18 protein-coding genes are annotated in these 24,998 nt (G+C 63.9%); 8 read left to right on the top strand and 10 right to left on the bottom strand.

Annotation, left to right across the window (positions count from 1 at the left end; translation table 11 throughout):
* The first annotated feature begins 15 nt into the window (after window positions 1-15).
* The 8 genes from AC5PZ0_RS19540 to AC5PZ0_RS19505 all read left to right on the top strand — a co-directional run bounded on the left by AC5PZ0_RS19540 (window position 16) and on the right by AC5PZ0_RS19505 (window position 10,650).
* Window positions 16-1,464, top strand: coding sequence for an aldehyde dehydrogenase (locus AC5PZ0_RS19540; protein ID WP_099429655.1), 1,449 nt, complete (start codon window positions 16-18; stop codon window positions 1,462-1,464).
* Between the two features lie 80 nt (window positions 1,465-1,544).
* On the top strand, window positions 1,545-3,404 hold the full coding sequence (locus AC5PZ0_RS19535; protein ID WP_493855548.1) for a feruloyl-CoA synthase: 1,860 nt from the start codon (window positions 1,545-1,547) through the stop codon (window positions 3,402-3,404).
* The gene (locus AC5PZ0_RS19530; RefSeq protein ID WP_493855547.1) at window positions 3,401-4,648 is read left to right on the top strand and encodes a thiolase family protein; all 1,248 of its coding nucleotides are present in this window, start codon (window positions 3,401-3,403) and stop codon (window positions 4,646-4,648) included. The genes AC5PZ0_RS19535 and AC5PZ0_RS19530 overlap by 4 nt, the downstream gene beginning before the upstream one ends.
* A gap of 13 nt (window positions 4,649-4,661) precedes the next feature.
* On the top strand, window positions 4,662-6,410 hold the full coding sequence (locus tag AC5PZ0_RS19525) for an acyl-CoA dehydrogenase family protein (RefSeq protein WP_493855546.1): 1,749 nt from the start codon (window positions 4,662-4,664) through the stop codon (window positions 6,408-6,410).
* A 335-nt stretch (window positions 6,411-6,745) separates the two neighbouring features.
* Window positions 6,746-7,765 carry a hypothetical protein gene (locus AC5PZ0_RS19520; protein ID WP_493855545.1) on the top strand — a complete coding sequence of 340 codons (1,020 nt, stop codon included), beginning with the start codon at window positions 6,746-6,748 and terminating at the stop codon, window positions 7,763-7,765.
* A gap of 106 nt (window positions 7,766-7,871) precedes the next feature.
* Window positions 7,872-9,377, top strand: coding sequence for a hypothetical protein (locus AC5PZ0_RS19515; RefSeq protein WP_493855544.1), 1,506 nt, complete (start codon window positions 7,872-7,874; stop codon window positions 9,375-9,377).
* A 605-nt stretch (window positions 9,378-9,982) separates the two neighbouring features.
* Window positions 9,983-10,228 carry a hypothetical protein gene (locus AC5PZ0_RS19510; RefSeq protein ID WP_027596371.1) on the top strand — a complete coding sequence of 82 codons (246 nt, stop codon included), beginning with the start codon at window positions 9,983-9,985 and terminating at the stop codon, window positions 10,226-10,228.
* Between the two features lie 155 nt (window positions 10,229-10,383).
* Window positions 10,384-10,650 carry a DUF3077 domain-containing protein gene (locus AC5PZ0_RS19505; RefSeq protein ID WP_493855543.1) on the top strand — a complete coding sequence of 89 codons (267 nt, stop codon included), beginning with the start codon at window positions 10,384-10,386 and terminating at the stop codon, window positions 10,648-10,650.
* 18 nt (window positions 10,651-10,668) lie between these two features.
* Here the strand turns inward: AC5PZ0_RS19505 and AC5PZ0_RS19500 are convergent, their stop codons facing one another.
* From AC5PZ0_RS19500 to AC5PZ0_RS19455, 10 genes are all read right to left on the bottom strand, one after another.
* Window positions 10,669-11,133 (bottom strand): MarR family winged helix-turn-helix transcriptional regulator, encoded by a 465-nt coding sequence (locus tag AC5PZ0_RS19500; RefSeq protein ID WP_050580787.1) that lies wholly within the window; start codon window positions 11,131-11,133, stop codon window positions 10,669-10,671.
* A gap of 119 nt (window positions 11,134-11,252) precedes the next feature.
* Complete coding sequence (locus AC5PZ0_RS19495) at window positions 11,253-13,106, bottom strand: ABC transporter ATP-binding protein (RefSeq protein ID WP_265968264.1); 1,854 nt, start codon at window positions 13,104-13,106, stop codon at window positions 11,253-11,255.
* Window positions 13,107-13,232: 126 nt separating this feature from the next.
* On the bottom strand, window positions 13,233-14,498 hold the full coding sequence (locus AC5PZ0_RS19490; protein WP_099429648.1) for an MFS transporter: 1,266 nt from the start codon (window positions 14,496-14,498) through the stop codon (window positions 13,233-13,235).
* A gap of 33 nt (window positions 14,499-14,531) precedes the next feature.
* Window positions 14,532-15,593, bottom strand: coding sequence for a sugar phosphate isomerase/epimerase family protein (locus tag AC5PZ0_RS19485; protein ID WP_274887887.1), 1,062 nt, complete (start codon window positions 15,591-15,593; stop codon window positions 14,532-14,534).
* Between the two features lie 113 nt (window positions 15,594-15,706).
* Window positions 15,707-17,212, bottom strand: a complete 1,506-nt coding sequence (gene pdxR, locus AC5PZ0_RS19480) for a MocR-like pyridoxine biosynthesis transcription factor PdxR (protein ID WP_493855542.1) — start codon at window positions 17,210-17,212, stop codon at window positions 15,707-15,709.
* A gap of 83 nt (window positions 17,213-17,295) precedes the next feature.
* Window positions 17,296-18,885, bottom strand: a complete 1,590-nt coding sequence (locus AC5PZ0_RS19475) for a sigma 54-interacting transcriptional regulator (protein ID WP_493855541.1) — start codon at window positions 18,883-18,885, stop codon at window positions 17,296-17,298.
* Between the two features lie 12 nt (window positions 18,886-18,897).
* A complete protein-coding gene (locus AC5PZ0_RS19470; protein ID WP_493855540.1) occupies window positions 18,898-19,671 on the bottom strand; it encodes an SDR family NAD(P)-dependent oxidoreductase in 774 nt (257 codons plus the stop codon).
* A gap of 66 nt (window positions 19,672-19,737) precedes the next feature.
* Window positions 19,738-20,922, bottom strand: coding sequence for an acetyl-CoA C-acyltransferase (locus tag AC5PZ0_RS19465; RefSeq protein ID WP_099429643.1), 1,185 nt, complete (start codon window positions 20,920-20,922; stop codon window positions 19,738-19,740).
* Window positions 20,923-20,956: 34 nt separating this feature from the next.
* Complete coding sequence (locus AC5PZ0_RS19460; RefSeq protein WP_493855539.1) at window positions 20,957-23,050, bottom strand: 3-hydroxyacyl-CoA dehydrogenase NAD-binding domain-containing protein; 2,094 nt, start codon at window positions 23,048-23,050, stop codon at window positions 20,957-20,959.
* A 113-nt stretch (window positions 23,051-23,163) separates the two neighbouring features.
* Complete coding sequence (locus AC5PZ0_RS19455) at window positions 23,164-24,951, bottom strand: acyl-CoA dehydrogenase C-terminal domain-containing protein (protein WP_493855538.1); 1,788 nt, start codon at window positions 24,949-24,951, stop codon at window positions 23,164-23,166.
* Window positions 24,952-24,998: the final 47 nt, after the last annotated feature.

The raw sequence follows: 24,998 nt of genomic DNA, 5'->3' as shown, positions 1-24,998 counted from the left end.
AAAGAGGAATGCCCGATGTTCGAGGTGCCATTGTTAATTGGCGGTAAGGCCCGTGCGGCGAGCGACGGCGGCACGTTCGAGCGTCGCCATCCTGTCAGCGGCGAGGTGGTGTCGGTGGTGGCTGCGGCCACCCTGGCCGACGCCGATGCGGCGGTCGAAGCAGCCCAGGCGGCGTTCCCCGCGTGGGCTGCGCTGGGGCCAGGCGAGCGCCGCGCGCGCTTGCTGAGGGCGGCCGATGCGCTGGACGCCCGGCGTGACGAATTCCTGGCCATGGCCGGGGAAACAGGGGCCAAGGCCAACTGGTACGGCTTCAACGTGATGCTGGCGGCCAACATCCTGCGCGAAGCAGCGTCGATGACCACCCAGATCCAGGGCAGCGTTATCCCCTCCGACGTGCCCGGCAGCTTTGCCATGGCCCTGCGTCAACCTTGCGGCGTGGTGCTGGGCATCGCGCCGTGGAATGCACCGGTGATTTTGGCCACACGGGCCATCGCCATGCCCTTGGCGTGCGGTAACACCGTGGTACTCAAGGCCTCCGAAGCCAGCCCGGCGGTGCATGGCCTGATCGGCCAGGTGTTGCAGGCGGCCGGTTTGGGGGATGGCGTGGTCAACGTGATCAGCAACGCCCCGCACGATGCGCCGGCGGTGGTCGAGCGGCTGATCGCGAACCCGGCGGTGCGCCGGGTGAACTTCACCGGGTCTACCCATGTAGGGCGCATCGTTGGGCAATTGGCGGCGCGTCACTTGAAGCCCGCGGTGCTCGAACTGGGCGGCAAGGCGCCGTTCTTGGTGCTGGCCGATGCCGACCTGGATGCCGCGGTCGATGCCGCAGCGTTTGGTGCCTACTTCAACCAGGGCCAGATCTGCATGTCCACCGAGCGGCTGATCGTCGACCAGGCCGTGGCCGATGTGTTCGTCGCCAAGCTCGGTGAAAAAGTCCGCAGCCTGCGCGCAGCGGACCCTGCGCAAACCGATGCGCCGCTGGGTTCATTGATCGATGCCGGGGCCGGTGAGCGCATACAGGCGCTGGTTGATGACGCCGTCAGCAAGGGCGCGACCCTGGTGGCGGGCGGTGAGCGCACGGGCAGCGTTATGCAGCCGGTGCTGCTCGACCAGGTCAACGCCGACATGAAGCTGTACCGCGAAGAGTCGTTCGGCCCCGTCGCGGTGGTGCTGCGCGCCAGCGGTGACGAAGCGCTGCTGGCCCTGGCCAACGACTCCGAGTTTGGCCTGAGCGCGGCGATTTTCAGCCGTGACACCCAGCGCGCCCTGGCCCTTGCCCAGCGCCTGGAGTCGGGCATCTGCCATATCAATGGCCCGACCGTGCATGACGAGGCGCAGATGCCTTTTGGCGGGGTCAAGGCCAGTGGTTACGGCAGCTTCGGCAGCACGGCGGCGATCGACGCCTTTACCCAGCTGCGCTGGGTCACCGTGCAGCAGGGCGCCCGGCACTACCCGATCTAACCCACGCACTCACAACAACAATAGCGAATGCACCTGGGGGCCTCTCGGCCCTCGGGCGCACTAAGGCAGAGGTAGCCTTCATGGTTTGCGAAACCCTCTCCGTTGCCCAGCGTGCGCCCTTGCGCGCCGTCAAGATCGGGCAGCCTCAGGTACAGGTGCGCCAGCAAGGCGACATCCTCTACCTCGACCCAGTGGAACCCCTTGCTGCTTACCCGGCACGGCTGATGGAGCGCTTGCTGCATTGGGCCGAACAGCGCGGCGAGCAAACGTTCGTTGCCCGCCGTGGTGCCGATGGCGAGTGGCAGCACATTACTTACGCTGCCATGTTGCAGCGTGTTCGATGCATCGCCACCTGGTTGCTGGATCAAGGCCTGAGCGCCGAACGCCCGCTGGTGATCCTCTCGGGCAATGACCTTGAGCATGTGCAACTGGCCTCGGCCGCACTGTATGCCGGCATCCCGTATTGCCCGGTATCGCCGGCCTATTCACTGCTGTCCCAAGATTTTGGCAAGCTGCGCCATATCGTCCAGACCCTGCAACCGGGCCTGGTGTTCGCGGCCGACGCAGCCTATGGCAGAGCCATTGATGCGGTGTTCGAGCCCTCGGTGACACTGGTGCTGGGCGAGGGCGAACTGCCAGGCCGGGCGAGCACGCCGTTCGCCGAACTGCTGGCCACCGCCGCACACCCTTGCGCCGACCAAGCGTTTGCCGCGTTGCGCCCACAAAGCCTGGCCAAGTTCCTGTTCACGTCCGGCTCCACCAAGCTGCCCAAGGCCGTGGTAACCACTCAAGGCATGCTCTGCGCCAACCAGCAGATGCTGTTGCAGACCTTTCCGGAATTCGCCGAAGTGCCGCCGGTGCTGGTCGACTGGCTGCCGTGGAACCACACCTTCGGCGGCAGCCATAATGTGGGCATCGTGCTGTACAACGGCGGCACGCTGTATATCGACGATGGCAAGCCGACGCCGCAAGGCTTTGCCCAGACGCTGCACAACCTCAAGGACATTTCCCCCACGGCGTACCTGACCGTGCCCAAGGGCTGGGAAGAACTGGTCAAGGCGCTGGAGCAGGACAGCAGCCTGTGCGAACGTTTTTTCCAACGCATGAAGCTGTTCTTTTTTGCCGGCGCCGGGTTGTCACAGGCCATCTGGGACCGGCTTGACGCGGTGGCCGTGGCCCATTGTGGCGAACGCATCCGCATGATGGCGGGGTTGGGCATGACCGAGACCTCGCCGTCGTGCACGTTCACCACGGGGCCGCTGTCGGTCGCCGGCTACATCGGCCTGCCGGCTCCGGGCTGCGAGGTCAAGCTGGTGCCGGTGGACGGCAAACTCGAAGCGAGGTTTCGCGGGCCGCATGTGATGCCGGGGTACTGGCGCTCATCCCAGCAAACCGAAGCGGCGTTCGACGACGAAGGGTTCTACCGCAGCGGTGATGCCGTGCGCCTGTGCGACCCCGACAACCCGCAGCTTGGGCTGATGTTCGACGGGCGTATTGCCGAGGACTTCAAGTTGTCCTCCGGGGTGTTCGTCAGCGTCGGGCCCATGCGCACCCAGGTGATCCTGCAGGGTGCCCCGTATGTGCTGGACGTCGTGGTACTGGGCCCGGACCGCGAGTGCCTGGGCTTGCTGATCTTCCCGCGGTTGCCGGAGTGCCGGCAGTTGGCCGGGCTTGGCGACCACGCCAGTGATGCCCAGGTGCTGGCATCGCCTGCCGTGCGGGACTGGCTGTCGAGCCTGTTGGCCAGCCTCAACCGAGGCGCCACGGGCAACGCCAGCTTTATCCAGTTCGCGGGCCTGGCCGACGAAGCGCCGTCCATCGACCGCGGCGAGATCACCGACAAAGGCTCGATCAACCAGCGTGCGGTTCTGCAACTGCGCCAGGGCCTGATCGACAGCCTGTACGCCGGGCAGGGGCCGTTACGTGTAGACGCGCAATGACGGCCCGGGGGCAATTCCGCGCGTTTGCGGCGACCGCGTTGCTCGATGGTATCCGCACGCCGTGGGTCGACCTCAATGGCGCATTCGGGTTGGTCTCGCCGACCGACCTGGGCATCAAGGCCGGCCGCGCAGTGTTGCAGCGCGCCGGGCTGGAGGGGCGCGACGTCGACAGCGTACTGGCCGGCTCCATGGCCCAGGCCGACTTCGACGCCTACATGCTGCCCCGGCATATCGGGCTGTACTGTGGCGTCGACCAGGCGGTGCCGGCGCTGATGGTGCAACGCATCTGCGCGACCGGTTTTGAACTGCTGCGCCAGGCGGGTGAGCAAATCCAGGCGGGGGAGGCGGGCACCGTACTGTGTGTGGCGGCCGAGTCGATGTCACGCAATCCGATCGTGGCCTACACCCACCGTGGCGGTTTTCGCTTGGGCGGCGAAGTCGGCTTCAAAGACTTTCTCTGGGAAGCCCTGTTCGACCCCGCTGTTGGCATCAGCATGATCCAGACCGCTGAGAACATCGCCCGGCACTGTCACATCCCCCGGGCGGCAGTAGACGCCTGGGCGGCCCAGAGCTTCGCGCGGGCCATGGCTGCGCGGGCGCGAGGGTGGTTTGCCGACGAGTGCGTCAGCGTTGGCAATGAAGTGTTCGAAGCGCCCGGCTTGCAGCCACGCGGCATTCGCCTGCCGCGTGGCGTTGAAGCCGTCTCCGAAGACAGCCACCCGCGTGCGACCGCGTTCGAGCGTTTGCAGCAACTGCCCACAATTTACCCGCAGGGGGTGCAAACCGCGGGCAATAGCTGTGCGGTGGTGGATGGCGCAGCGGCGGTGCTGATGTGTTCGGCAGACCAGCTGGCTGGGCGCACGCCTATGGCCTGGTTGCGGGCCAGCAGCGTGGTGGGCGTCGCGCCTGAGGTGATGGGGCTGGGGCCGGTGCCGGCCATTCGCTTGCTGCTGGAGCGTGCAGGCCTGGCGCTGGACGCCATCGCCTGCTTTGAAATCAACGAAGCCCAGGGCGCGCAGATTGTAGCGGTGCAGCAATCGCTGGGCATCGCGCCGGAGCGGCTGAATGCCTGTGGCGGCGCTATCGCCCTTGGCCACCCGCTGGCCGCAACCGGCCTGCGCCTGGTGATCAGCGTTGCGCGGCAATTGCGCGCCAGTGGCCAGCGCTATGGCGTGGTATCGGCCTGCGTCGGCGGTGGCCAGGGCATGGCCTTGCTGTTGGAAAACCCACTGGCCAAGACCTGAAAAGGAGGTTCACGTGTCTACCTATCGTGCTCCGCTGCAAGACATCCGTTTCGTGATCGATCACTGGCTGCAAGCGCCTGCGGCCTGGGCTGAATCCGAGCGATTCGCCGGCGTCGACAGCGCGCTGGCTCACCAACTGTTGGAGGAGGGCGCGCGCTTTGCAGAACACCAGTTGCTGCCGTTGAACATGAGTGGAGACCGCGAAGGCTGTAGCTTTCACGCCGGCAAAGTGACCACCCCGAAAGGTTTCCGCCAGGCCTACCAGCGTTACGTGGAGGGCGGCTGGCCAGGGTTGACCTGCGCAGTGGAGGACGGCGGCCAGGGCCTGCCGCTGCTGCTCGGGGCTGCGCTGCACGAAGTGATCTACGCCTGTAACCATGGCTGGGCCATGTACAGCGGCATCGCCCATGGCGCCTACGAGTGCCTGCGCACGTTTGGCTCTGCCGAGCTGCGCCAGGCCTGGCTGGGCAAGATCGTCAGCGGTGAATGCCTACCCACCATGTGCCTGACCGAACCCCAGGCAGGCAGCGATGTGGGGCTGCTACGCACGCAGGCGCGGGTGGCTGAAGCGGGGGCTTATCGGCTGACGGGCAACAAAGTGTTCATTTCGGGGGGCGAGCACGACCTCACTGACAATATCGTGCACCTGGTGCTGGCCCGGCTGCCCGATGCGCCTGCGGGCAGCCGCGGGCTGTCGTTGTTCCTGGTCCCCAAGTTGACTGAGCACGGCCAGCCCAACGGCGTTCATTGCACCGGCATCGAACACAAGATGGGCATTCACGCCAGCGCCACTTGCAGCCTCAGCTTCGACCAGGCTCAAGGCTGGCTCATCGGCGAGCCCCATTGCGGCTTGGCTGCGTTGTTCGTGATGATGAACAGTGCCCGTACCTACGTCGGGCTGCAGGGCTTGGCCCACGCCGAAAGCGCCGGGCAGCGTGCCATGGCCTATGCACAGGCGCGTGTGCAAATGCGTGCGGTGGTGCGCCCTGAAGGTGCTCAAGCTGCCGCAGCGGACCCGGTGGCCTTCCAACCGGCCGTGCGTCAGGTGTTGTGGCAGTCTCGGGCGCTGACCGAAGGCATGCGCGCCATCGGCTATTGGAGTGCCCATCTGCTCGACCTTGCCGAGCAGTCGCAAGGGGCGGCCCGTCACACCCTGGAGGCCCGCATCGGCTTGCTCACGCCCGTGGTCAAAGCCTTTTTCACCGAGCAAGGGTTCCAGCTGGCCAGTGACGCGTTGCAGGTGTTTGGCGGCTACGGCTACGTCACCGAATCGGGCATCGAGCAGACCGTGCGCGACAGCCGCGTGGCCATGATTTACGAGGGCACCAACGAGATTCAGGCCAACGACCTGCTCGTGCGCAAGGTGTTGGGCGACCGTGGCGAGGCGCTGGAAGCGCTGCTCGACCACGTGCTGGAAGATGCGGGCTTGGCGAGTGACGCCGAAGGCAGGCGTTGGGCGCAGCAGTTGCACGTCGCCAGTGAAGGATTACGCGCTTGGGTGCGTGGGCTTGTGCGGCATGATGACAGGGAATATGCCTACCGGGCAGCGGGTGACTTCCTGCAAGCGTTAGCGATGGTGTTGCTCGGCCATGCCTGGGCCCGAGCGGCACGCTTGGCGTTGATGCAAGTGGAGCAACCGTTCTACCGGCGCAAACGCCAAACGGCGGCGTACTTCTTTGACCACCTGTGGTTGCGTTTTGAGTACCGTTTGCAGTGCCTGCAAATGGCCGAACTACCGCTGCCGTTCGTGGATGACCTGTAAGCGGCATACGCATTTCGGTGTAGGAGCAGCCTTGTGCTGCGAAGAGTCCCGTGACCAAACCGGGAATCTTCAGGGCTGCTACCGGCCTCTTCGCAGCACAAGGCTGCTCCTACCCAGACCGCGCATGACCGGAGGGTGAGGCAGGGTGAGCGGGTTTCTCGGAGCTTTATAAGGAGCCCAGCTCATAGTCGATTCGCGTCAACCTATCATTTTTACCAGTAGACGATCATCACTATCCAGTGTGTCATTCAAGGGCGTGCGAAGCACACAGTGGAGTGCATTATCTCTTGAGAAATGGAGGTTAATAGATGCGTGTACATTGTGTAGGGTTGATAATGCTGGCGATGATCGGGCCTGTACAGGCATGGCCTGAGCTCAATAGATACGGTAAGGAAATAGAGAGAAAAGTTACATTGCGCTATCAAGCTTATGTAGAGTCCTGTCCGAATAATCGCCCGGCTTACGAATGTTCCGGTCTATTGATAAGAGGTGTGGGCGATCCGCGTGGAAAGCATTTTAACGCGTGGGATCCCCCCCGAAAGGGAGCGACGCACGATACCTCGTTTAGTTACGTGCGCATCGGTATATCCTTTGAACGGTTAGCGTATGAATACACCAATGGTTATATTGTGTCACCGCCAGGTCAAGAACAACCGGATCAATTGAAGTTGCAGCCAACCTGCGTCTATCCCGTTGATGGTGCCTCGGACAAACGCTCAGACAAAGGTTGTGGAGCGTATGAGGACAAGAAGGACAGCAGTGCGCCATGTGTGGTGTCGAGTGACATTGATAAAGATGCAAAGGCCTGGTTTGAGGCCCATTCACCCATTGAAGATAAGGCCTACGACAAGCGGTGCGCGTTCTCCCTTAAGGGGCCAGATGTAACGGAGGCGTTCATGACGGCACTGGCGGTCGTTGAGCGGGCGTCCGAAAAGACCACCGTGCCTAATGACTTCAAGGTGACCTCGTGGACGGCTGAAACAGCCGGAGCGCTTCCCGTTGAAGCTTTTTTCTATAATGTGAAGGATAGGGCAATTGGGCTGCCCATTGCACAATTTAATCAGTGCCGATTCAATCGCGTGACGGGGCGTAAAGTTCCTATTCTGCGTAGGATGATACTTCAGGTAAATCTCGAGCCCTTCGAGGACAGGATCCAAAAGGTTAACCCACTGTGGGCTGAAGTGTACCCAGCGCTTAAGAACATGGCCTTTGAACATGGCACGTTGAGGGCGGCAGTCAAAAGCATCGCGCCTAGGGCTGAAGGTTTAACGGCGTATAATTCCTTTTCTTACTATTCGGAAGATCAAGTAGATGATCAGCGCTGCAGCGAGGTGCTGAGTGCTGCAGCGGGTTGACGGTGTGCTGACGCTGTGAACGCAGTGGAGCTGCTCGTAAAAAGTTTAGGTGGTGACTGTTTCTTAGGTGGCGAAATCCTTCTTGTGCCAAAGGTGATAGCTTAATATGGACAATCAATCTGCAGAAAATACCCCGCGCTTCCTTCTTTTTAATAGTGCAGTAGGTAACGTGCGCTTGGAGTTTGCGAGCCAACAATCACTCGCCGTTGGCAGCGATGGGCCGCTCACCACGCTGTTTCAAGACGCTGAGCCTAAGGACATGCCAGATTACCTTGCTGCTGGCTACAGTGGCACGCTGGACCTTGCCAAGCGCCAATTCAGTGAAGCCTGCGCGCCCACCTTCAAGGGTACGAAGCAAACGGCCACCTCCCTGCACATCTACTCGGCGGCCGGCCAGTTGCTCAGCTTCGACGACATTACGGGTACTACCACAACGTTCACGTACGACACCAATCACCGCGTCGTCGGTTCAGCCAGTTCGGCATGCCAGACAACCAGCACCTACAGCGACGAAGGCCAACTCACTCAGGAAACTATCAAGGATGTCTGCAGCGGCGCCTTGATCACGGTGAGTTACGCCTATGACCCGTCAGGCAATGAAACTACGCGCACCTTCAGTGGCGATGGCTTTCCTACGCTGAGCCTTGAGCGAACGTTGCTTAGTGATGGGCGGCTGAAGCAGTCTGTGCTAAAGGTCGATGACAAGGAGTACCGCAGCGACCATTACACGTACGACAGCGATGAGCGTCTGCATAAATGGTACTGCACGGGCGAGAATGCGCCTGTCAGCAGCAGCAACAAAGCCTATACCGAGCAGATATTTACGTACGACACCGATGGCAACGTTGTGTCGCGCAGCCACAAGTCGAGCAAGGGGCCAGGTGTTTCTACTTACGGCTATGACCCAGACCGCCCAGGTGCACTGATCTCATCGAACGGCGACCCGCAAGTCAACGATCAACGCGGCCGCACCTTGAAACGCAGTAAGCGCAAGCTCGGTTATCACGCGAATGGACAGATCAAGTCATACAGCAGCCAGGCAGGGGGGGAGGGCGCGGATTACCAGTTTGCCTATGACATTCAGGGGCGGATCAGGGAAGTGGTGCTAGGTGAGCAGCGGGAGGTGTATCACTACCGGGAAGGGTCGATCTATGCCGTTCAACAACTGGGCGATCACTTTACCGGCAAGTCAGCGAAACGGCGGATGGTACTGCTCAATAACAGCCCCTCGTGCTTTTTGCAGCAAATCACAGAGGCCACTGATGACGTGTGGGACTCAACGACCTGCACGTTCGAACTGCGTGATGCTGCGGGCACCGTGTTCGCCAGCCTCAAGCACGGCCAATCTACCGCCCCGGTCTATTTCAGCTACCTGCCCTATGGGTTTCGTGTTCGCGACTTAGCATCAACCACCTGGCTGGGTTTTAAAGGCGAACCGCTTAACCCTTTGAGCTTTTACCACTTGGGCAATGGCGATCGTTTGTACGATGGGCAACTGCACCGCTATCAGGTGCCTGCGGGTGCAGGTTTGCTTGCTACTCAAAATGGCTCGCCGTACGTGTACTGCAACGGCGACCCGGTGAATGAGCCGAAGCAGGCGCCGACGAGCTAAAGTTGAACATCCACTCCGAGTGATCAAGCGACAGCGCGGTACAGGTGGCTGCGGCCCCAGCACTAAAGCACAGCTACTGTGTTGCCTGGTCTGGCCTCTTCGCGGGTTAACCCGCTCCCACAAAGTCATTTGGTCCTCAACGCTTACGCATATCAGTGTAGGAGCAGCCTTGTGCTGCGAAGAGGCCCGTGACCAAACCGGGAATCTTCAGGGCTGCTACCGGCCTCTTCGCAGCACAAGGCTGCTCCTACCCAGACCGCGCATGACCGCTGCGAAGAGGTCCAGCTGTGAAACTTCGGAGAGAAGAAATCAGATTTAACCCCTTCCTTGTAGGGCATTTCCCAAACATACTCCTGCCGCCTTTTTTCCGTTGCGGCTGTTCAGGCAGCGCTCTAGTCTCGGCGTGTCGTTGCACATCAACGACACGGCTTTGACAGGCCGCGACGGTAATCATGCATACGGTTCGTCCTTTATGGCAGCTGTACGTGTGGGCACGCTTGCGTGCGCCGGAGCTTCGTGATTCCGCCGGTCTGTCAACCCACGTACAGCTGCCACCCTTCTGTTTGACAGCAGGCGGGTGGTTGCCACTTAGAAGGAATCATAAGATGTTGAAGATAGTCCCCGATCCACCCCACAACCACCATTCCCTCGAAGACACCCTCATCCAGGCCGCGGACTACGCCCTGTGCGCACAGTCCGTGGCTAATCAGGCCATTCTCCTACAGCCCAAATCACCCGTGTCGATCTTGATGATGGCGACGATGCATGAGCTGGAGGCACTGCGTGTGCTGCTGGAGTCGGCGTTGATCCAGGTGCAGATGCCGGCGCATCAGCCACGGACTCAGCATTAAGCCACAGGTAATGAGTTGCCTGTACGGGCCTCTTCGCGGGGCAAGCCCGCTCCCACAGGTACACCGCAGGTCTCAAGGCCTGTGTATATCTGTGGGAGCGGGCTTGCCCCGCGAAGAGGCCCGTACAGGCGGTGAAATTTCAGGGAGACCGAACAATGACCACAGACGCCAACAAAGCCCCAACCACGGTCGGCAAGACCAAGTTCTACCAGGGCGAAAAAAAGACCCAGCCGCTGTTCTGCATCGAGCCCGGCATCCCTTGCCAAGACGCCCGTGAGCAAGCCTCAGAACTGATGGGCGTTGTGCGAGACCTGACCGTCGCCGGCGTAATGGACGACAACCCCCAGCTGATCTGGGCCTCTCATTATCTAAGCGCCTTGGCCAAGGCGCTGATGGATGATGCCGAACTGGGGATGCGTTAAGGCGCAGGCGTACAGGGCCTAATAGACCTTGCGCAGCAGGGCAAGCAACTGCCGCCGCTCGTCATCATCCAGATTGGCCGTAGCGGCACGGTCGCTTTCTTCAGCTACCCCATACAGCGTTTTCAGCAGCTTCTCACCCGCTTTGCTCAGGTACAGACCATAAGAGCGCTTGTCTGCCTTGCTGCGCACGCGCAGGGCCAGGCCCGCTTCTTCAAGCTTGTTGAGCAGCGGCACCACTTGGGGCGGCTCGATGTTCAACGCCTTGGCCAGCTCGGCCTGCGTAGGGCCTGGGTTTTGCGCGATGATGGCCAACGCAGAAAACTGTGCAGGCCGCAGGTCGTAGGGCGTCAGGCACTCGACAAGGTGCTGAAACACCTTCATCTGCACGCGGCGCAAGGCGTAGCCAACCAGATCATTCAGGTCGGTCGGCGCAGTGGCCTCGCTGCTGTCGGCGCCCGGTTGCAGTGCAGGGGATGTGTTCATGCGATCTCGTGTGTCAGCGACGGTAAGGGTAAAAAATGATTAAGAAGTATAACCGATGCTGACCCGATGCAAACAGCGCAGGGCAGGTGGCAGCCGCAACCGGCTGCCACCCCGCAGGCTCACTCCATGGCCTCCGCTACGCCTTGGTCTTCACCCAAGAAGCCGCCACTCTGGTGCTGCCAAAGCCGTGCATAGGTGCCGTTGCGGGCCAGCAGTTCGGCGTGGGTGCCTTGTTCGATGATCCGCCCTTCATCCATCACGATCAGCCGGTCCATGGCAGCGATTGTGGACAGCCGATGGGCGATGGCGATGACGGTCTTGCCGTGCATCATCTCATTAAGGCTTTCTTGGATGGCGACTTCGACCTCGGAGTCCAGCGCACTGGTCGCCTCGTCGAGCAGCAGGATCGGAGCGTTCTTGAGCATTACCCGGGCGATGGCAATGCGCTGACGTTGGCCACCGGACAGCTTGATGCCGCGCTCACCCACCAGCGTGTCGTAGCCGCTGTGGCCTTGGCGGTCGCTCAGCTGGTTGATGAACCCGTCAGCCTGGGCATTGGCGGCGGCCTCGCGGATTTGCGCGTCGCTCGCGTCGGGGCGGCCGTAGGCGATGTTGTCGCGAATCGAGCGGTGCAGCAGGGAGGTGTCTTGCGTGACCATGCCGATGGCGCTGCGCAGGCTGTCCTGGGTCACCTGGGCAATGTTTTGCCCATCGATGCGAATGGCGCCGTGGTCCACGTCGTAAAAGCGCAGCAGCAGGTTGATCAGCGTCGACTTGCCCGCACCGGACCGCCCCACCAGGCCGACTTTCTCACCGGCGCGAATGTTCAGGCTCAGGCCATCGAGCACCTGCCGCTCACCGTTGTAGTTGAAGCTGACATTGTCGAAGCTCACCGCGCCGCCCGACGTCACCAACACCCCGGCATTCGGCGCATCTTGCACCTTGGGGCCGCGGGTCAAGGTGGCCATGCCGTCCTGCACGGTGCCGATGTTCTCGAACAGTGAGGTCATCTGCCACATGATCCAGTGCGACATGCCGTTGATGCGCAAGGCCATGGCGGTAATCGCTGCCACCGCACCGGTGCCGACTTCGCCTTGGTGCCACAACCACAGGGCATAGCCGCCAGCGCCGATGATCAACCCGACCACCAAGGCCTGATTGACGATTTCGAACTGGCTGACCAGGCGCATCTGGCGAAAACCGGTCTGTTTGAAGTCCTCCATCGCTGCCCGCGCAAAGTGCGCTTCGCGTTTGGAATGCGAAAACAGCTTCACGGTGGTGATGTTGGTGTAGGCGTCCGAGATGCGCCCGGTCATTGATGAGCGCGCATGGGCCTGTTCCTGGCCGACTTTGCCCAGGCGCGGCACGAAGTACAGCAAGGCCAGCCCAAACAGCGCGACCCAAGCAATGAATGGCAGCATCAGCTTCAAGGCAAAACCGCCCGCCAGCGCGATGATGGCGATGAAGTACACGCCGATGCCGGGGGCGATTTCGATCAGGGTGAACAGCACTTCGCGCACGGCCAGTGCGGTCTGCATCACCTTGGTGGTGACACGGCCGGAAAACTCGTCAGAAAAGAAAGAAAGGCTTTGCCGCAGCATCAGCCGATGGAAGTCCCAGCGCAGCCGCAGCGGCAAATTGATCGCCAGTACCTGGTGCTGCACCATCGTGCGCAGCGCCACCAGCCCGATGCTGGTCAGCAATACGATGCCAATGCCCCACAGCACGCGGCTTTCCTGAGCCGCTTCAGCGCCGCCCGTTTGCCAGGTCGAGAGCAGGTCGACGACCTGGCCGAGAAAGGAAAACAGCCAGGCTTCGTAGATCGACACACCGGCGCTGAGCAGCGCCAGCGCCAGTACGTAACCACGCGCGCCGCGCGTGCAGGCCCACAGAAAACGCAGCAGGCCGACCGGTGGCGGCGGGGCCTCGTCGGGTGGGAAGGGGTCTAGCCGTCGTTCAAACACACGGAGCATGGTGGCCTCCTAAAAGGTCCAGTTGTACCCCGTGCTGGCGTCAGGCGCCAGACCGACATGCAAACCTTAACCCTAAGGAACCCTAGGCCAGCCTCCACCGTCGAAGCTGGCCGAGGTGTTCATGCTTCACGCTTGCGCCGCATTCATCCCGCCTGCAGCCAGGGCATTCTTTCTAACGGCCCGGTACAGCAGGCTGGACACCATGAACCCTGCAACGGCCAGGATACTCATCAAGGTGAAGACCCAGTTGTACCCCTGCTGGCCGGGGAAGTGGTCGAGGATCGCACCGTAGATGACGTAGGCAAACATGCCCGGCGCGTAACCGATCAGGCAGCCGATACCGAAGGCGGAACCGGTGATGTGCTGGGGAATACCGACTTCGCCCATCGGCGCCCAGAACACGCCGCGCATGGAGAACACGATCAGCGCAAAGGACAGGGTGGCGGCCATGCCGGCATAGATGAAGGTCGGGCTTTTCGGAATCAGCATGATCACCGCCATCAGCGGCAACAGTGCCAGAAAGGCCCACTTCAGGTAGCGGCTGGTGCTCTTGAACTGCTTGTCGGCAATGAACCCACCGGCAGGCCCGCCCAGAATCTTCAGGAAGTACTGGTTGATGATCCCATAGGCACCCACCAGCGCCACGGGCAAGCCGTACATCTCCTTGAGGTAGGGAATGAAGTAGGTCAGGCCGCAATAAACGATGTAGACCATGAACACATTCAGGCTGACCAGCCAGATACCCGGCACCTTGATCGCCTCCATCAGGTTGGCCAGGCCATTTTTCGGCTTGGCCAGCGACGGCGCGCTGTCGCCCTTGAGCAGGAACCAGGTGAGGGTGCCGGCCAGCAGGTCGATGACCGAGTAGAACAGGATCGCTGACTTCAAGCCGCTTTCGCCCGAGCCCATGGCCACGAACACCCCCAGTGCGGCAAACGCGACCAGCGTATCGACCACGCCGCGCCCGCCTTCGAGCAGGCCGAACAGGCGCCCTTGTTCCTGGTCGTTACCCAGGTTGCGGATGGCCTTGAGCAGCGATGGCCAGAACAGGCAGTCGGCACACACGGCCAGCAGGCTGAACACGATCAGCAAGCTGCTGAACGGCGGGAAGGTGGCCAGGTACACACCCAGGCAGCCGGTGCCGATCAGGCCTAGGGGGATCAGCCTGCGCGTCTCGAAGCGGTCGGCGAGCATGCCGCCGACCACGAACAGTGCGGTGGCGATGATCGCGTTGGCGCTAAGTAGCAGGCCGATTTCAGTGTGGCTCAGGCCCATGAATTCCTGCATGGGGACGTAGAAGGCATCCTTGAGGTTCGCCAGCTTGTAGACGGTACCGCCGCCAAGGACGAGGATCAGGAATCGGAGCCATTTGGCTTTGTTCTGGGCTGTCATTGTTGTTCTCCGCAGGTAGTCGGGTCGCCAGGTTCAAGCGTTGGCCAAGGTCAGCTCGGCCAGGGTGCGAAACTCGTTCAACAGGCCGCGCACGTAGGCCACCTGGTTGTTCGCCCAACGGTGTTCGTCAGCCAGCATGCGTTCCAGGGTGAAGCCGGCCGGCAGGGGGGTGTCGCTCATTTCCCGATACGCGATGAAGGGGTCGGCCGCTTCTTGCTGTTGGCGGAAGGCCGGGGCCACGTAGTGGTTTTCCTGCTCGAGGATGAAGGCGATCACCTGCGGGGCGGTGTCGCCCAGCATCAGTAGCTCGAACAGCATGCGGGCACTGGGCAGGTCGTCATCGGCGCTGCCTTGCAGCACGCCGTAATGGCCGAAGCCGTTGTGTTCGGCCACGATGCGCACACCCTTGAGGTGGCTTTGGCGGATGTGCGGCGCCAGGTTGCGCAGGGCCTGCAGGGGCTGTTCGCAGGCATTGATCATGTTGCCAAAGTCGAACAGGGCATGCAGGCGAGGGTGGTCGAGGCGCTTGAGCAACTGGGCGATCTCGTCGCTCTTGAGCTCTTCGTGTTGCTCGAAGTCAAAGTACAGGTCGTGGGCGTCGGCCTGCTGCGCCAGGTAGTGCAGGTCGCTCTCGATGATGTCCATGACCCGCGATAGTGGGCCCTCGTAACGCGAGTAGACGCGGATGTTGCGCACCCCCAGGGCCTTGGCGATGGCGATTACCTGGTCAACGTCTTTTTTCAGCGTGCTGCTGATTTCCACATGCACGTCCAGCCCCAGCGCCTTGGCCTTGTCGGCAAATGCCTGAAGCTGGGCGGGTGTCATCTGGCTCAGGCTGTTCTGCTCGCCGTCGAGCACGTGCAGGCTCAGGCCTTGCAACTCATGGCGATAGGCGAAGTCGAGCAGGTCGGCGGGGGTGACCCGGCCGTGGGTGAGGTTGGTCAGCAGCGGGTAGGCGTGGGCAAACAGGCGCAGTTGCCCGAGGCGTTCGAGCAAGCGCTGGGCCAGTGCCTGCGTCAGCACGGGGGCTGGCGCCTGTTCCACCACGTTGTGGCTCAGCAAGGCGTTGAAACGTTCCTGGATCTTATTGTTCATTAGCGTCGTTCCTGGTTCAGACGCCGGGGTCTACCGGCGCAACCTTTATCGCGCCAGTGAGGAACGTTCGATAGATCCATTATCCGCCAATCGATAGGACCACTTGCCTGGCCTCAGGTGTTTGCGGGCAGGTACCCCAGTGTGCGCAAGGCCTGGGCCAGTGCCTGGACGCGTGCTGCGGCCTGGTTTTCCGGCGTGCCGGCAAAGCCGATCAGCAGCGCAGGCGGTTGCGCATGCTGGATGCTGTAGTCGCTCAAGGGGTAGGTGTGGATGCCGTGCTCAGCCAGTTGCCGGGCGATGTCGGCATCGTTGAGCTCAGGGGGCAGCCAGGCGATCAGGTGCATGCCCGCATCGGCCGGGGTGAGGGTGAAGAAGCCGCCCATGTGCTGTTCGAGCTGTGCGATCAAGGCCTGCTGGCGTGCCTTGTACAACGCGCGCATGCGGCGGATGTGGCCAATGAAATGGCCTTGCGCCATGAAGTCAGCGGTGGTGGCCTGCAGCAGCGTGGGCGGGCTGCGGTCCATGACCGCACGCAGGGTGCAGAAGGGTTCGACCAGCGCCGGCGGCAGGATCACGTAGCCCAGCCGGAGTGACGGAAACAGCACTTTGCTGAAGGTGCCGACATAGATCACCCGGGCCATCTGGTCCAGGGCATACAGGGCGGGCAGCAGACGGCCACTGTAGCGGAACTCGCTGTCGCAATCGTCTTCGATGATCCAGCTTTGTTGTTGCGCGGCCCAGTCGATCAAGGCCTGGCGCCGCGCGTAACTCAAGGTGACGCCTAATGGGTGCTGGCGCGAGGGGGTGCAGAACACCAACCGGGCCTCAGGGCATTCGCGCAGGCCTTGCTCCACGTCGATCCCGTGTTCATCGACACGCAACGCGGTCACCCGCGCCCCTTGCGCCTGCAAGGCAATGCGCGCGGCGATGTGCCCCGGGTCTTCCATCCATACACTGTCCTGGGGGTTGAGCAGCAACATGCCCAGCAAGTTGAACGCTTGCTGCGCGCCAGACACGATCACCACCTGCCCGGCATCGCAGTCGATGCCACGGGCATCGAACACATACTCGGCAATGGCGCTGCGCAAGGCCTGCAAACCTTGCAGCTCACCGTAGCCCAGCATCGCCTTGGTGGGCTTCAGCAGGTGCTGGTTCATCAGCCGCCGCCATATCGCCTGGGGGAAGGCTTCGTAGGTGCTGTGGCTGGGCAGGAACGAGGTCGGGGTGGCCGGGTCCCAGTCGGTGTACGAGACGCCGCGAAAATGATCGCTGCGCAGCGACAGCATCGACTGGCTCAGGTCGGACAGGCGCGGCGGCGGCTGGGGCTGCTCGGGCTCGCTGCCGCGGCTTTCCCATTCCGTGCCGACATAGGTGCCGGCGCCGGTGCGCGAGGCCAGGAAGCCTTCGGCAATCAGCTGATCGAACGCATTGAGAATGGTGATCCGCGACAACCCCAACTCGTTGCTCAAGGTGCGGGTCGAGGGCAGGCGCACGCCACCTTGGATCCTGCCATTGAGTATCTGCTTGCGAATCTGCAGGTACAGCTGGCGGTACAAGGGGATGGCACTGGCACGGTCCAGCTCGATGGCCGACAGCAGCAAACCTGCGGCGGTTTTCATGACATGCTCGTCTGCGCAAAAAGGATTGGGCCCGAAACCGTCAGGCCACCAGAGGCCAAGGGTATCGGGCGCCTCGCGATAAGTCATCCGCAGGATGCGCGCAAACGCCGCCACAGGGTGCTGCGGCTGACACCCAGGCAACGCGCAGCCTGGTCCATGTTGCCGTCGCAGCTGTCCAGCATGCGCCGGGCGTGCGCCGCCTCGGCGGCCTTGCCCAGGCTGCGCAGGTTGTCGCTAGCGGGCAGCGGCTGGGCGGGGGCCTGCACATGCTCGAAAAATTCCGGGAAGAGCGTGGCCAGGCCGATGCCATCGGCGCCCACCAAGGCCTGGGCACACAGCGCGGCGCGCTCGGCGATGTTGTCGAGCTCGCGGATGTTCCCTGGCCAGCGGTGGCGCAGCAGCAGGGGCAGCAGGGGTTGCAATTGCGGTGTGGCGAGCGGTGTTGCACCGTGCCGTGCGAGCAGCGCCTCGAACAGGGGCAGGATGTCTTGGAGCCGATCGCGCAGGGGCGGCACGGCAAGGCGCAGGATGTTCAGGCGGTAGAACAGGTCGGCGCGAAACTGCCGGTTGGCGATGCGTGCTGGCAAGTCGCAATGGGTGGCGGCAATCACGCGGATGTCCACCGGTGTCGGCGCGCAGCCACCCAGGCGCAGCACCTCGCGCTCCTGCAACACACGCAGTAAACGGGTTTGCAGCGGCGCGGGCATGTCGCCGACTTCGTCGAGGAACAATGTGCCACCGTGCGCCAGCTCGATCAGGCCGGGTTTGCCCCCCTTGCGCGAGCCGGTGAACGCGCCGTCTTCAAAGCCAAACAGCTCGCTCTCGAGCAGCGACTCCGGCAGGGCCGCGCAGTTGATCGCCACGAACGGCCCCTGCTGGCGGGCGCTGGCGTGGTGCAGGCTTTGTGCGAGCAACTCCTTGCCCGTGCCGCTTTCACCGGTGATCAGTACCGTCGCGTCGGTCGCGGCGTAGCGCTGCGCCAGCTGCACGGTCGCGCGGAACGCCGGGGCATCACCCAGCAACTGATCGAAACGATAGCGCGTCATGAACGGCTGCGCGGCAGGCGGCTTGCGGCTGCGCCGGGGCTGTACGCGCAGGTTGTCGAACGCATGGCGCAGGCTGTCGCTGTCGAGGGCCAGCACCCCCTGAGCACCGGCCGCGTCGGCCAGCTGGCACACCGTCGGTGACCCGATGATGACCTGGACACCGTCTGCGACCAGCTGCGCGACCTGCGCCCGGGCCTGTTCCAGGCGGGTGTAGGTGTGCTCGTGGACCTTGAGGTTGAGCAACGCTTGCATCGCCGCCAGCCCGGGGTGGGGCTGGCCAAAGCTGAGCACGCCGACGCGCCGGGTGCGCGTGTGGGCCAGGGCGAGGGCGCGGATCAGGTCGTGCTCGCCCAGGTGCAGGGCCTGCACCGAGGTCGACAAGTGCTGGCGCAAGTAGTCGGCGGCGGCCCCGGAACACAGGATGACGTCGGCCTGCTGGCGCCTCTCCAGCTCGCGCGCCAGCGGCAGCAGCTTGCCGAGGGTGGTTTCAATCACCTCGACATGGGCCTGCTGCCGGTAGTCGGCGCTGACCTGCTCGATCAGCCGGGCCATGGGGCTGGGTGCTCCAGGGCAGCGCAAGTGGGTGACCAGCGCGACCACGCGGGGCCGGTAAGCGGCGGTGGGCATGCAGGCTCCTTGTTACAACGGGTTGACCAAGTGCCCGCCATCCACGGCGAGGACGCTGCCGGTCATGAACGCACCGGCGTCACTGGCCAGCAACAGCAAGGGGCCGTCGAGCTCGCTCAATTGGCCCAGGCGGCGCATCGGCACGTGGTCTTTGATGTAACCCTGGCCGGCCTCGCTGTCGAAGTAGGCCTCGTTCATCTCGGTCTTGAAGTAACCGGGGGCGATGGCATTGACGCGGATCCGGTAGCGGGCCAGCTCCAGCGCCATGGCCTTGGTCAACTGCACCACACCGGCCTTGGCCGTGCAGTAGTGGCTCAGCCCGGCCCCTACGCGCAGGCCCAGGATCGAGGCGATGTTGACGATGCTCCCGGCGCGGCCGGCCTTGACCAGGCGCTGGCCAGCGCATTGGGCGACATGGAACACGCCATCGAGGTTGGTCGAGAGCATGCGCTGCCAGTCCTGCCCGCTCAGTTCGAGAAAGCGCCCAGGGTCGCCGATGCCGGCGTTGTTGATGACCACATCGACCACACCGAAGCGGGCCTCGGCCTGGTCGAAGGCCTGTTCGACACTGTCGCGTTGAGTGACGTCGAGCGCCACGGCCAACGCTTCGCCGCCTTGGTTTTCAAGTTGCTCGACCAGCGCCTGCAAGCGCTCGACCCGCCGCGCCGCCAGCACCACACGGGCGCCAGCGGCCTGGGCCAAGCGTGCGAAGTGGGCACCCAGGCCGCTGGAGGCGCCGGTTACCAAAACGGTCTTGCCGGCCAGGGAAAAAGGGGTTGCTAGCATGGAGCGATCCTCATCTTTTAGTGAGTGGGCAGGGGCGGTGTGGGAGCCCTTGCGGTCCGGTTGTGTTCACAGCACTTCAAACAGGCCCGCCGCCCCCATGCCACCGCCCACGCACATGGTCACCACCACATACCGCACCCGGCGCCGTTTACCTTCGAGCAGCGCATGCCCGACCATCCGCGCGCCGCTCATGCCATAGGGGTGGCCAATGGCGATGGCGCCACCGTTGACGTTCAGGCGCTCAGGGTCGATGCCCAAGGTGTCGCGGCAATACAACACCTGGCAGGCGAAGGCTTCGTTCAGCTCCCACAGGCCGATATCGTCGACGTTCAGCCCATGCTGCCTGAGCAGGCGCGGCACCGCGTACACCGGGCCGATGCCCATCTCTTCCGGCGCCAGGCCGGCCACGGCGATGCCCCGGTACAGGCCCAGCGGCCTGAGGTTGCGCTGCTCGGCCAGGCGCGCGTCCATCAGCACGCAGGCGCTGGCGCCGTCGGACAGCTGGCTGGCGTTGCCGGCGGTGATGCAGCCACCGTCGAGCACCGGCTGCAAGCGCGCCAGGTCGTCCAGGCGGGTCTGCGGGCGGTTGCCCTCGTCCTGCGCCAGGGTTACCTGGCGGTAGCTGATCTCGCCGGTGTGCTTGTCCTTGACCCTTTGCTGCGCAGTCACCGGCACGATCTCGGCCTCGAACAACCCAGCCTGCTGGGCGGCGGCAGTGCGCAGCTGCGATTGCAGCGCATAGGCATCTTGCGCGTCACGGCTGATGCCGTAGCGCCGGGCGACGTGCTCGGCGGTGTGCAGCATCGGCATGTAGGCGTGCGGCACCTGCTGGATAACCGCGTCGTCCTGCTCGCCCAGCGCCCATTCGAGGTTGCGCACTTGTACCGCGCTGATGTTTTCGTGGCCGGCGCCAACGGTGACGTGCATGCCATCGACGATGATCTGCTTGGCGGCGGTGGCGATCGCCATCAGCCCTGAGGCGCACTGGCGGTCGAGGGTCTGGCCGCTGACCGACACGGGCAGCCCGGCCGCCAGCGCGCTCATGCGGCCCAGGTTCCAGCCGGCGGTGCCAGCGGGCATGGCGGTGCCCATCACCAGGTCTTCGATTTCGTCGGCAGCGATGCCGGCCCGTGCAACGGCCGCCTGGATGGCATGGGCGGCCAGGCTGGGCGAGCGCAGGTTGTTGAGGGTACCGCGAAAGGCCTTGCCGATCGGGGTGCGGGCGGTAGAGAGAATGACGGCGTCTTTCATGAACGGGGTTCCTTGATGGCCAGAAGAGGGCAGCTCAACGGTGTTGCGCGCGCAACTTGCCGGTGCTGCTCGCCAGGCGCCGCAGCAAGGGGGCTGGCTGCAACCACAGGTGGCCGTAGGCACCCAGGCGATCGCGCAGTTGCTCGATGCCAGCCAGCACGGTATCCAGGCCGATGTCGCGGGCGTAATGCAGCGGCCCACCACGCCAACCCGGGAAGCCGTAGCCGTTGACCCACACCAGGTCGATGTCACCACTGCGCAGGGCGATGCCTTCGTCGAGCAATTGCAGGCCTTCGTTGATCAGCATGAACAGGCAGCGGTCGTGGATTTCCGCGTCGCTGATGGTGCGCCGGGTGATGCCCAGCTTGGCGGCCAGTTGCGCCGCGAGCTGCACCACCTCGGGGTCTTCGATGCGTTCGCGGCCCTCGTAGCGGTAGAAGCCGCGCCCGCTTTTCTGCCCGTGGCGGCCCAGCGTGTAGAGTTCGTCGGCCAGGCGGAAGTAGCTCGGGTCGTGGGCGATCTCGCTGCGCCGCGCCTGGCGCACCAGGTAACCGACGTCGATGCCGGCCAGGTCGTACATGGCGAAGACGCCCATGGCCAGGCCGAGGTCGGTCAGCACCTTGTCCACCTGGGCCGGCGAGGCGCCTTCGAGGACCAGGCGGTGGGCCTCGCGGGCATAAGGTTCGAGCATGCGGTTGCCGATGAAGCCGAAGCACACGCCAGACACCACCGGCAGTTTGCCGATGCGCTTGGCGATTTTCAGCGTGGTGGCCAGCACGTCTGGCGCCGTGGCGCGGCCGCGCACCACTTCGAGCAGGCGCATGACATGGGCCGGGCTGAAGAAGTGCAGGCCGACCACGTCCTGCGGGCGGCGGGTGCAGGCGGCGATGCGGTCGACATCCAGGGTCGAGGTGTTGCTGGCCAGGATCGCGCCGGGCTTGCACACCCGGTCGAGGGTGCGGAACACCGACTGTTTGATCGACAGGTCTTCGAACACCGCTTCGATCACCAGGTCAGCGTCAGCCAGGTCGGCGTAGTCGAGGGTGCCTTGCAGCAGGCTCATGCGCTGTTCGAGTTGCTCGGCGGTGAGCTTGCCGCGCTTGATGGCGCTTTCGTAGTGTTTGCGGATCTGCGCCAAGCCGCGGTCCAGGGCCTCGGGCTTGAGCTCCAGCAAGCGCACGGGGAGGCCGGCGTTGATGAAGTTCATGGCGATGCCGGCGCCCATGGTGCCGGCGCCGATCACGGCAACCTGGGCGATGTGGCGCAGCGCGGTGGCCGCGTCGATACCGGGAATGCGCAGCGCCTCGCGCTCAGCAAAAAACAGATGACGCAGTGCAGTGGCCTGGGGGTCTTGCAGCGCTTCGCGGAACAGCGCCTGTTCGCGGGCCAGGCCTTCGGCCAACGGCAGTTCGCAGGCCGCGCGCACGGCCGCCAGTACCCGCAGTGGCGCCCGTTGGCCAGGTTTGCGGGCAGCCAGCTGGGCCTCGTGCGTGGCGAACAGGCCCTCGGCTGGGAGCGCGGGTGTAACCCTTGGCGGGGCGGGGTGGGCGAGCTGCTCGTGGGCAAAGGCGCAGGCTTGGTCGAGCAGGTCCTGGCCGGGTTCGACCAGGCGGTCTACCAGCCCCAGTGCCAGGCCTTGGCGGGCATCGATCGGTTCGCCGCCGAGCATCAGCTCGAGCGCGGGCGCCACGCCGATCAGCCGTGGCAGGCGCTGGGTACCGCCGGCACCGGGCAGCAGGCCCAGGCGTACTTCCGGCAGGCCCAGGCGGGCAGCGGCGCTGGCAACGCGATGGCTGCAGGCCAGGGCCAGTTCCAGCCCGCCGCCCAGCGTCACGCCATCGATGGCGGCGATCAGTGGCTTGGCAAGGGAGGTCAGCGTTTCTAGCAATTCGGGCAGGGCGGGTGCCTGCCAGGTGCGTGGGCTGCCGAACTCGCTGATGTCGGCGCCGGCACTGAACGGCAGTGAGCGCCCATGCAGGATGACTGCCTTTACCTCAGGGTCGCTGGCGGCCTGGGTGCAGGCCTGTAGCAGTGCCTGGCGCAGGTCGTGGCCCAGGGCATTGACGGGGGCGTGGCACAGGCCGATCAAGGCCAGTTGGTTATCGCGGCGATAGTCGATCAGCGGCATGGGAACCTTCCTGTTGGTGTCCTGAAAAAAACGAGGCGGCGGCCCGGAGCGTTGGCCACCGCCGAAAAACCCGCTGCCCTGGGGGACTCGGCAGCGGAGCCTGCCAGGCAGGGTCAGCGGGCGAAGGCGGCGTCGCTGATGTTCATCAGGTTGTCACTGCCCGTGCGGATCAGCGTCTCGTGCAGGCTGGCCCGCGGCAGCAGGCGCTGCAGGTAGAAACGCGCGGTTTCGCGCTTGCCTTGGTAGAACGCGACGTCGTCGCTGCCGGCCGCCAGTGCCTGTTCAGCGACGCAGGCGGCGCGCAGCCACAGGTAGCCGATCAGGGTGTAGCCGCAGAGCATCAGGTAGTCGAAGGCGCTGGCGCCGATCAGGTTGGCGTCGGTGCTGCTGGCGTCGCGCAGCCATTCGCTGACGTCGCGCCAGGCGCTGACGCGCTGTTGCAAGGCCTGGGCGAGGTCGGCCGAGGCCGAGGTTTTTTGAATGAATACTTCGATTTCGCCGAGCAGTTCGTCCAGGGCCTCACCGCCATCGGCCAGCACTTTGCGGGTCAGCAGGTCGATACCCTGGATGGTGTTGGTGCCTTCGTAAATCGCGGTGATGCGTACATCGCGGGCGATCTGCTCCATGCCCCATTCGCGGATGAAACCGTGGCCGCCGAAGACCTGGATGCCCAACTGCGCAGCTTCGTTGCCGGTTTCGGTCAAAAAGCCCTTGGCAATTGGCGTGAGCAAGGCCAGCCGGCGTGCGGCGGCCTGGCGCACACCTGGGGTGGCGCCGTGGTGCAGCAGGTCGACGCCCTTGGCGCAGGTGTAGGCGAGCATGCGACCGCCTTCGGCATAGGCCTTTTGGGTCAGCAGCATGCGCCGGACATCGGCATGGCCGATGATCGGGTCGGCGGGCTGGTCGGCGCGCAGGCGCGGTGTGGCACGCATCTGCACGCGGTCGCGGGCATAGGCCAAGGCGCCCTGGAACGAGGCTTCGGCGTGGGCCTGAGCCTGCTGTGAAACTGCCAGGCGCGATTCGTTGATGTAGGTGAACATGGCGTTCAGGCCACGGTTGGCTTCGCCCAGCAGGTAGCCTGTGGCGCCGTCGAAGTTGAGCACGCAGGTGGCGTTGCCGTGGATGCCCATCTTGTGTTCGATAGACCCGCAGCTGACGCCGTTGGGGGCGCCCAGGCTGCCTTCGGCATCGACCTGGACCTTTGGCACGGCAAACAGCGAAATGCCCTTGACCCCGGCCGGTGCGCCTTCGATGCGTGCGAGTACCAGGTGCACGATGTTTTCCGTCAGGTCGTGCTCACCGGCCGAGATGAAGATCTTGCTGCCGTTGATGCGGTAGCTGCCGTCGGCCTGGGGCCGGGCGCTGGTACGCAGCAGGCCGAGGTCCGAGCCGCAATGGGCCTCGGTCAGGCACATGGTGCCGCTCCAGCGGCCGGCGATCATTGGCGGCAGAAAACGCTGGCGCAGGGCCTCGTCGGCATGCTCGCTGAGGGTGCTGATGGCGCCGCCGGTGAGGTTGCCGTACATGCCCCAGGCGTGGTTGGCGCTGCAGATCATCTCGTGGTTGACGAAGCCCAGCGAGGGCGGCAAACCCTGGCCGCCGTAGGCTGGGTCTTTGTCCAGGCCCAGCCAGCCGTTGGCGGCGAAGCGCTTGAAGGCCTCGGCGAAGCCCGGCGGGGTACTGACCTTGCCATCCTGCCATTGGCACCCGTGCTGGTCGCCCACGGCGTTGAGCGGTGCCAGTTCCTGCTCGGCGAACTTGGCGCCTTCCTCGACGATGGCGGCGAAGGTGTCCGCGTCGGGGGCTTCGCAGCCAGACAGTTGTTGATAGTGGCCGCTCAGGTCGAGCAGCTCCTGGGCAACGAAGGTGATATCGCGCAACGGGGCGGTGTAGCTGGGCATGCCGGACTCCTGGCTGGGTGGATTCGGCATGTTGTAGCAGGCAGGCC

Source organism: Pseudomonas sp. 5.2, from assembly GCF_059025405.1.
Note: the sequence above shows the minus strand (reverse complement) of the source record. Positions and strands in the feature narration are given on the sequence as shown.

Coding starts and splice junctions, on each gene's coding strand:
- AC5PZ0_RS19540 (WP_099429655.1), top strand. CDS start 16: ATGTTCGAGGTGCCATTGTTAATTGGCGGTAAGGCCCGTGCGGCGAGC.
- AC5PZ0_RS19535 (WP_493855548.1), top strand. CDS start 1,545: ATGGTTTGCGAAACCCTCTCCGTTGCCCAGCGTGCGCCCTTGCGCGCC.
- AC5PZ0_RS19530 (WP_493855547.1), top strand. CDS start 3,401: ATGACGGCCCGGGGGCAATTCCGCGCGTTTGCGGCGACCGCGTTGCTC.
- AC5PZ0_RS19520 (WP_493855545.1), top strand. CDS start 6,746: ATGCTGGCGATGATCGGGCCTGTACAGGCATGGCCTGAGCTCAATAGA.
- AC5PZ0_RS19515 (WP_493855544.1), top strand. CDS start 7,872: ATGGACAATCAATCTGCAGAAAATACCCCGCGCTTCCTTCTTTTTAAT.
- AC5PZ0_RS19510 (WP_027596371.1), top strand. CDS start 9,983: ATGTTGAAGATAGTCCCCGATCCACCCCACAACCACCATTCCCTCGAA.
- AC5PZ0_RS19505 (WP_493855543.1), top strand. CDS start 10,384: ATGACCACAGACGCCAACAAAGCCCCAACCACGGTCGGCAAGACCAAG.
- AC5PZ0_RS19500 (WP_050580787.1), bottom strand. CDS start 11,133: ATGAACACATCCCCTGCACTGCAACCGGGCGCCGACAGCAGCGAGGCC.
- AC5PZ0_RS19495 (WP_265968264.1), bottom strand. CDS start 13,106: ATGCTCCGTGTGTTTGAACGACGGCTAGACCCCTTCCCACCCGACGAG.
- AC5PZ0_RS19490 (WP_099429648.1), bottom strand. CDS start 14,498: ATGACAGCCCAGAACAAAGCCAAATGGCTCCGATTCCTGATCCTCGTC.
- AC5PZ0_RS19485 (WP_274887887.1), bottom strand. CDS start 15,593: ATGAACAATAAGATCCAGGAACGTTTCAACGCCTTGCTGAGCCACAAC.
- pdxR (WP_493855542.1), bottom strand. CDS start 17,212: ATGAAAACCGCCGCAGGTTTGCTGCTGTCGGCCATCGAGCTGGACCGT.
- AC5PZ0_RS19475 (WP_493855541.1), bottom strand. CDS start 18,885: ATGCCCACCGCCGCTTACCGGCCCCGCGTGGTCGCGCTGGTCACCCAC.
- AC5PZ0_RS19470 (WP_493855540.1), bottom strand. CDS start 19,671: ATGCTAGCAACCCCTTTTTCCCTGGCCGGCAAGACCGTTTTGGTAACC.
- AC5PZ0_RS19465 (WP_099429643.1), bottom strand. CDS start 20,922: ATGAAAGACGCCGTCATTCTCTCTACCGCCCGCACCCCGATCGGCAAG.
- AC5PZ0_RS19460 (WP_493855539.1), bottom strand. CDS start 23,050: ATGCCGCTGATCGACTATCGCCGCGATAACCAACTGGCCTTGATCGGC.
- AC5PZ0_RS19455 (WP_493855538.1), bottom strand. CDS start 24,951: ATGCCCAGCTACACCGCCCCGTTGCGCGATATCACCTTCGTTGCCCAG.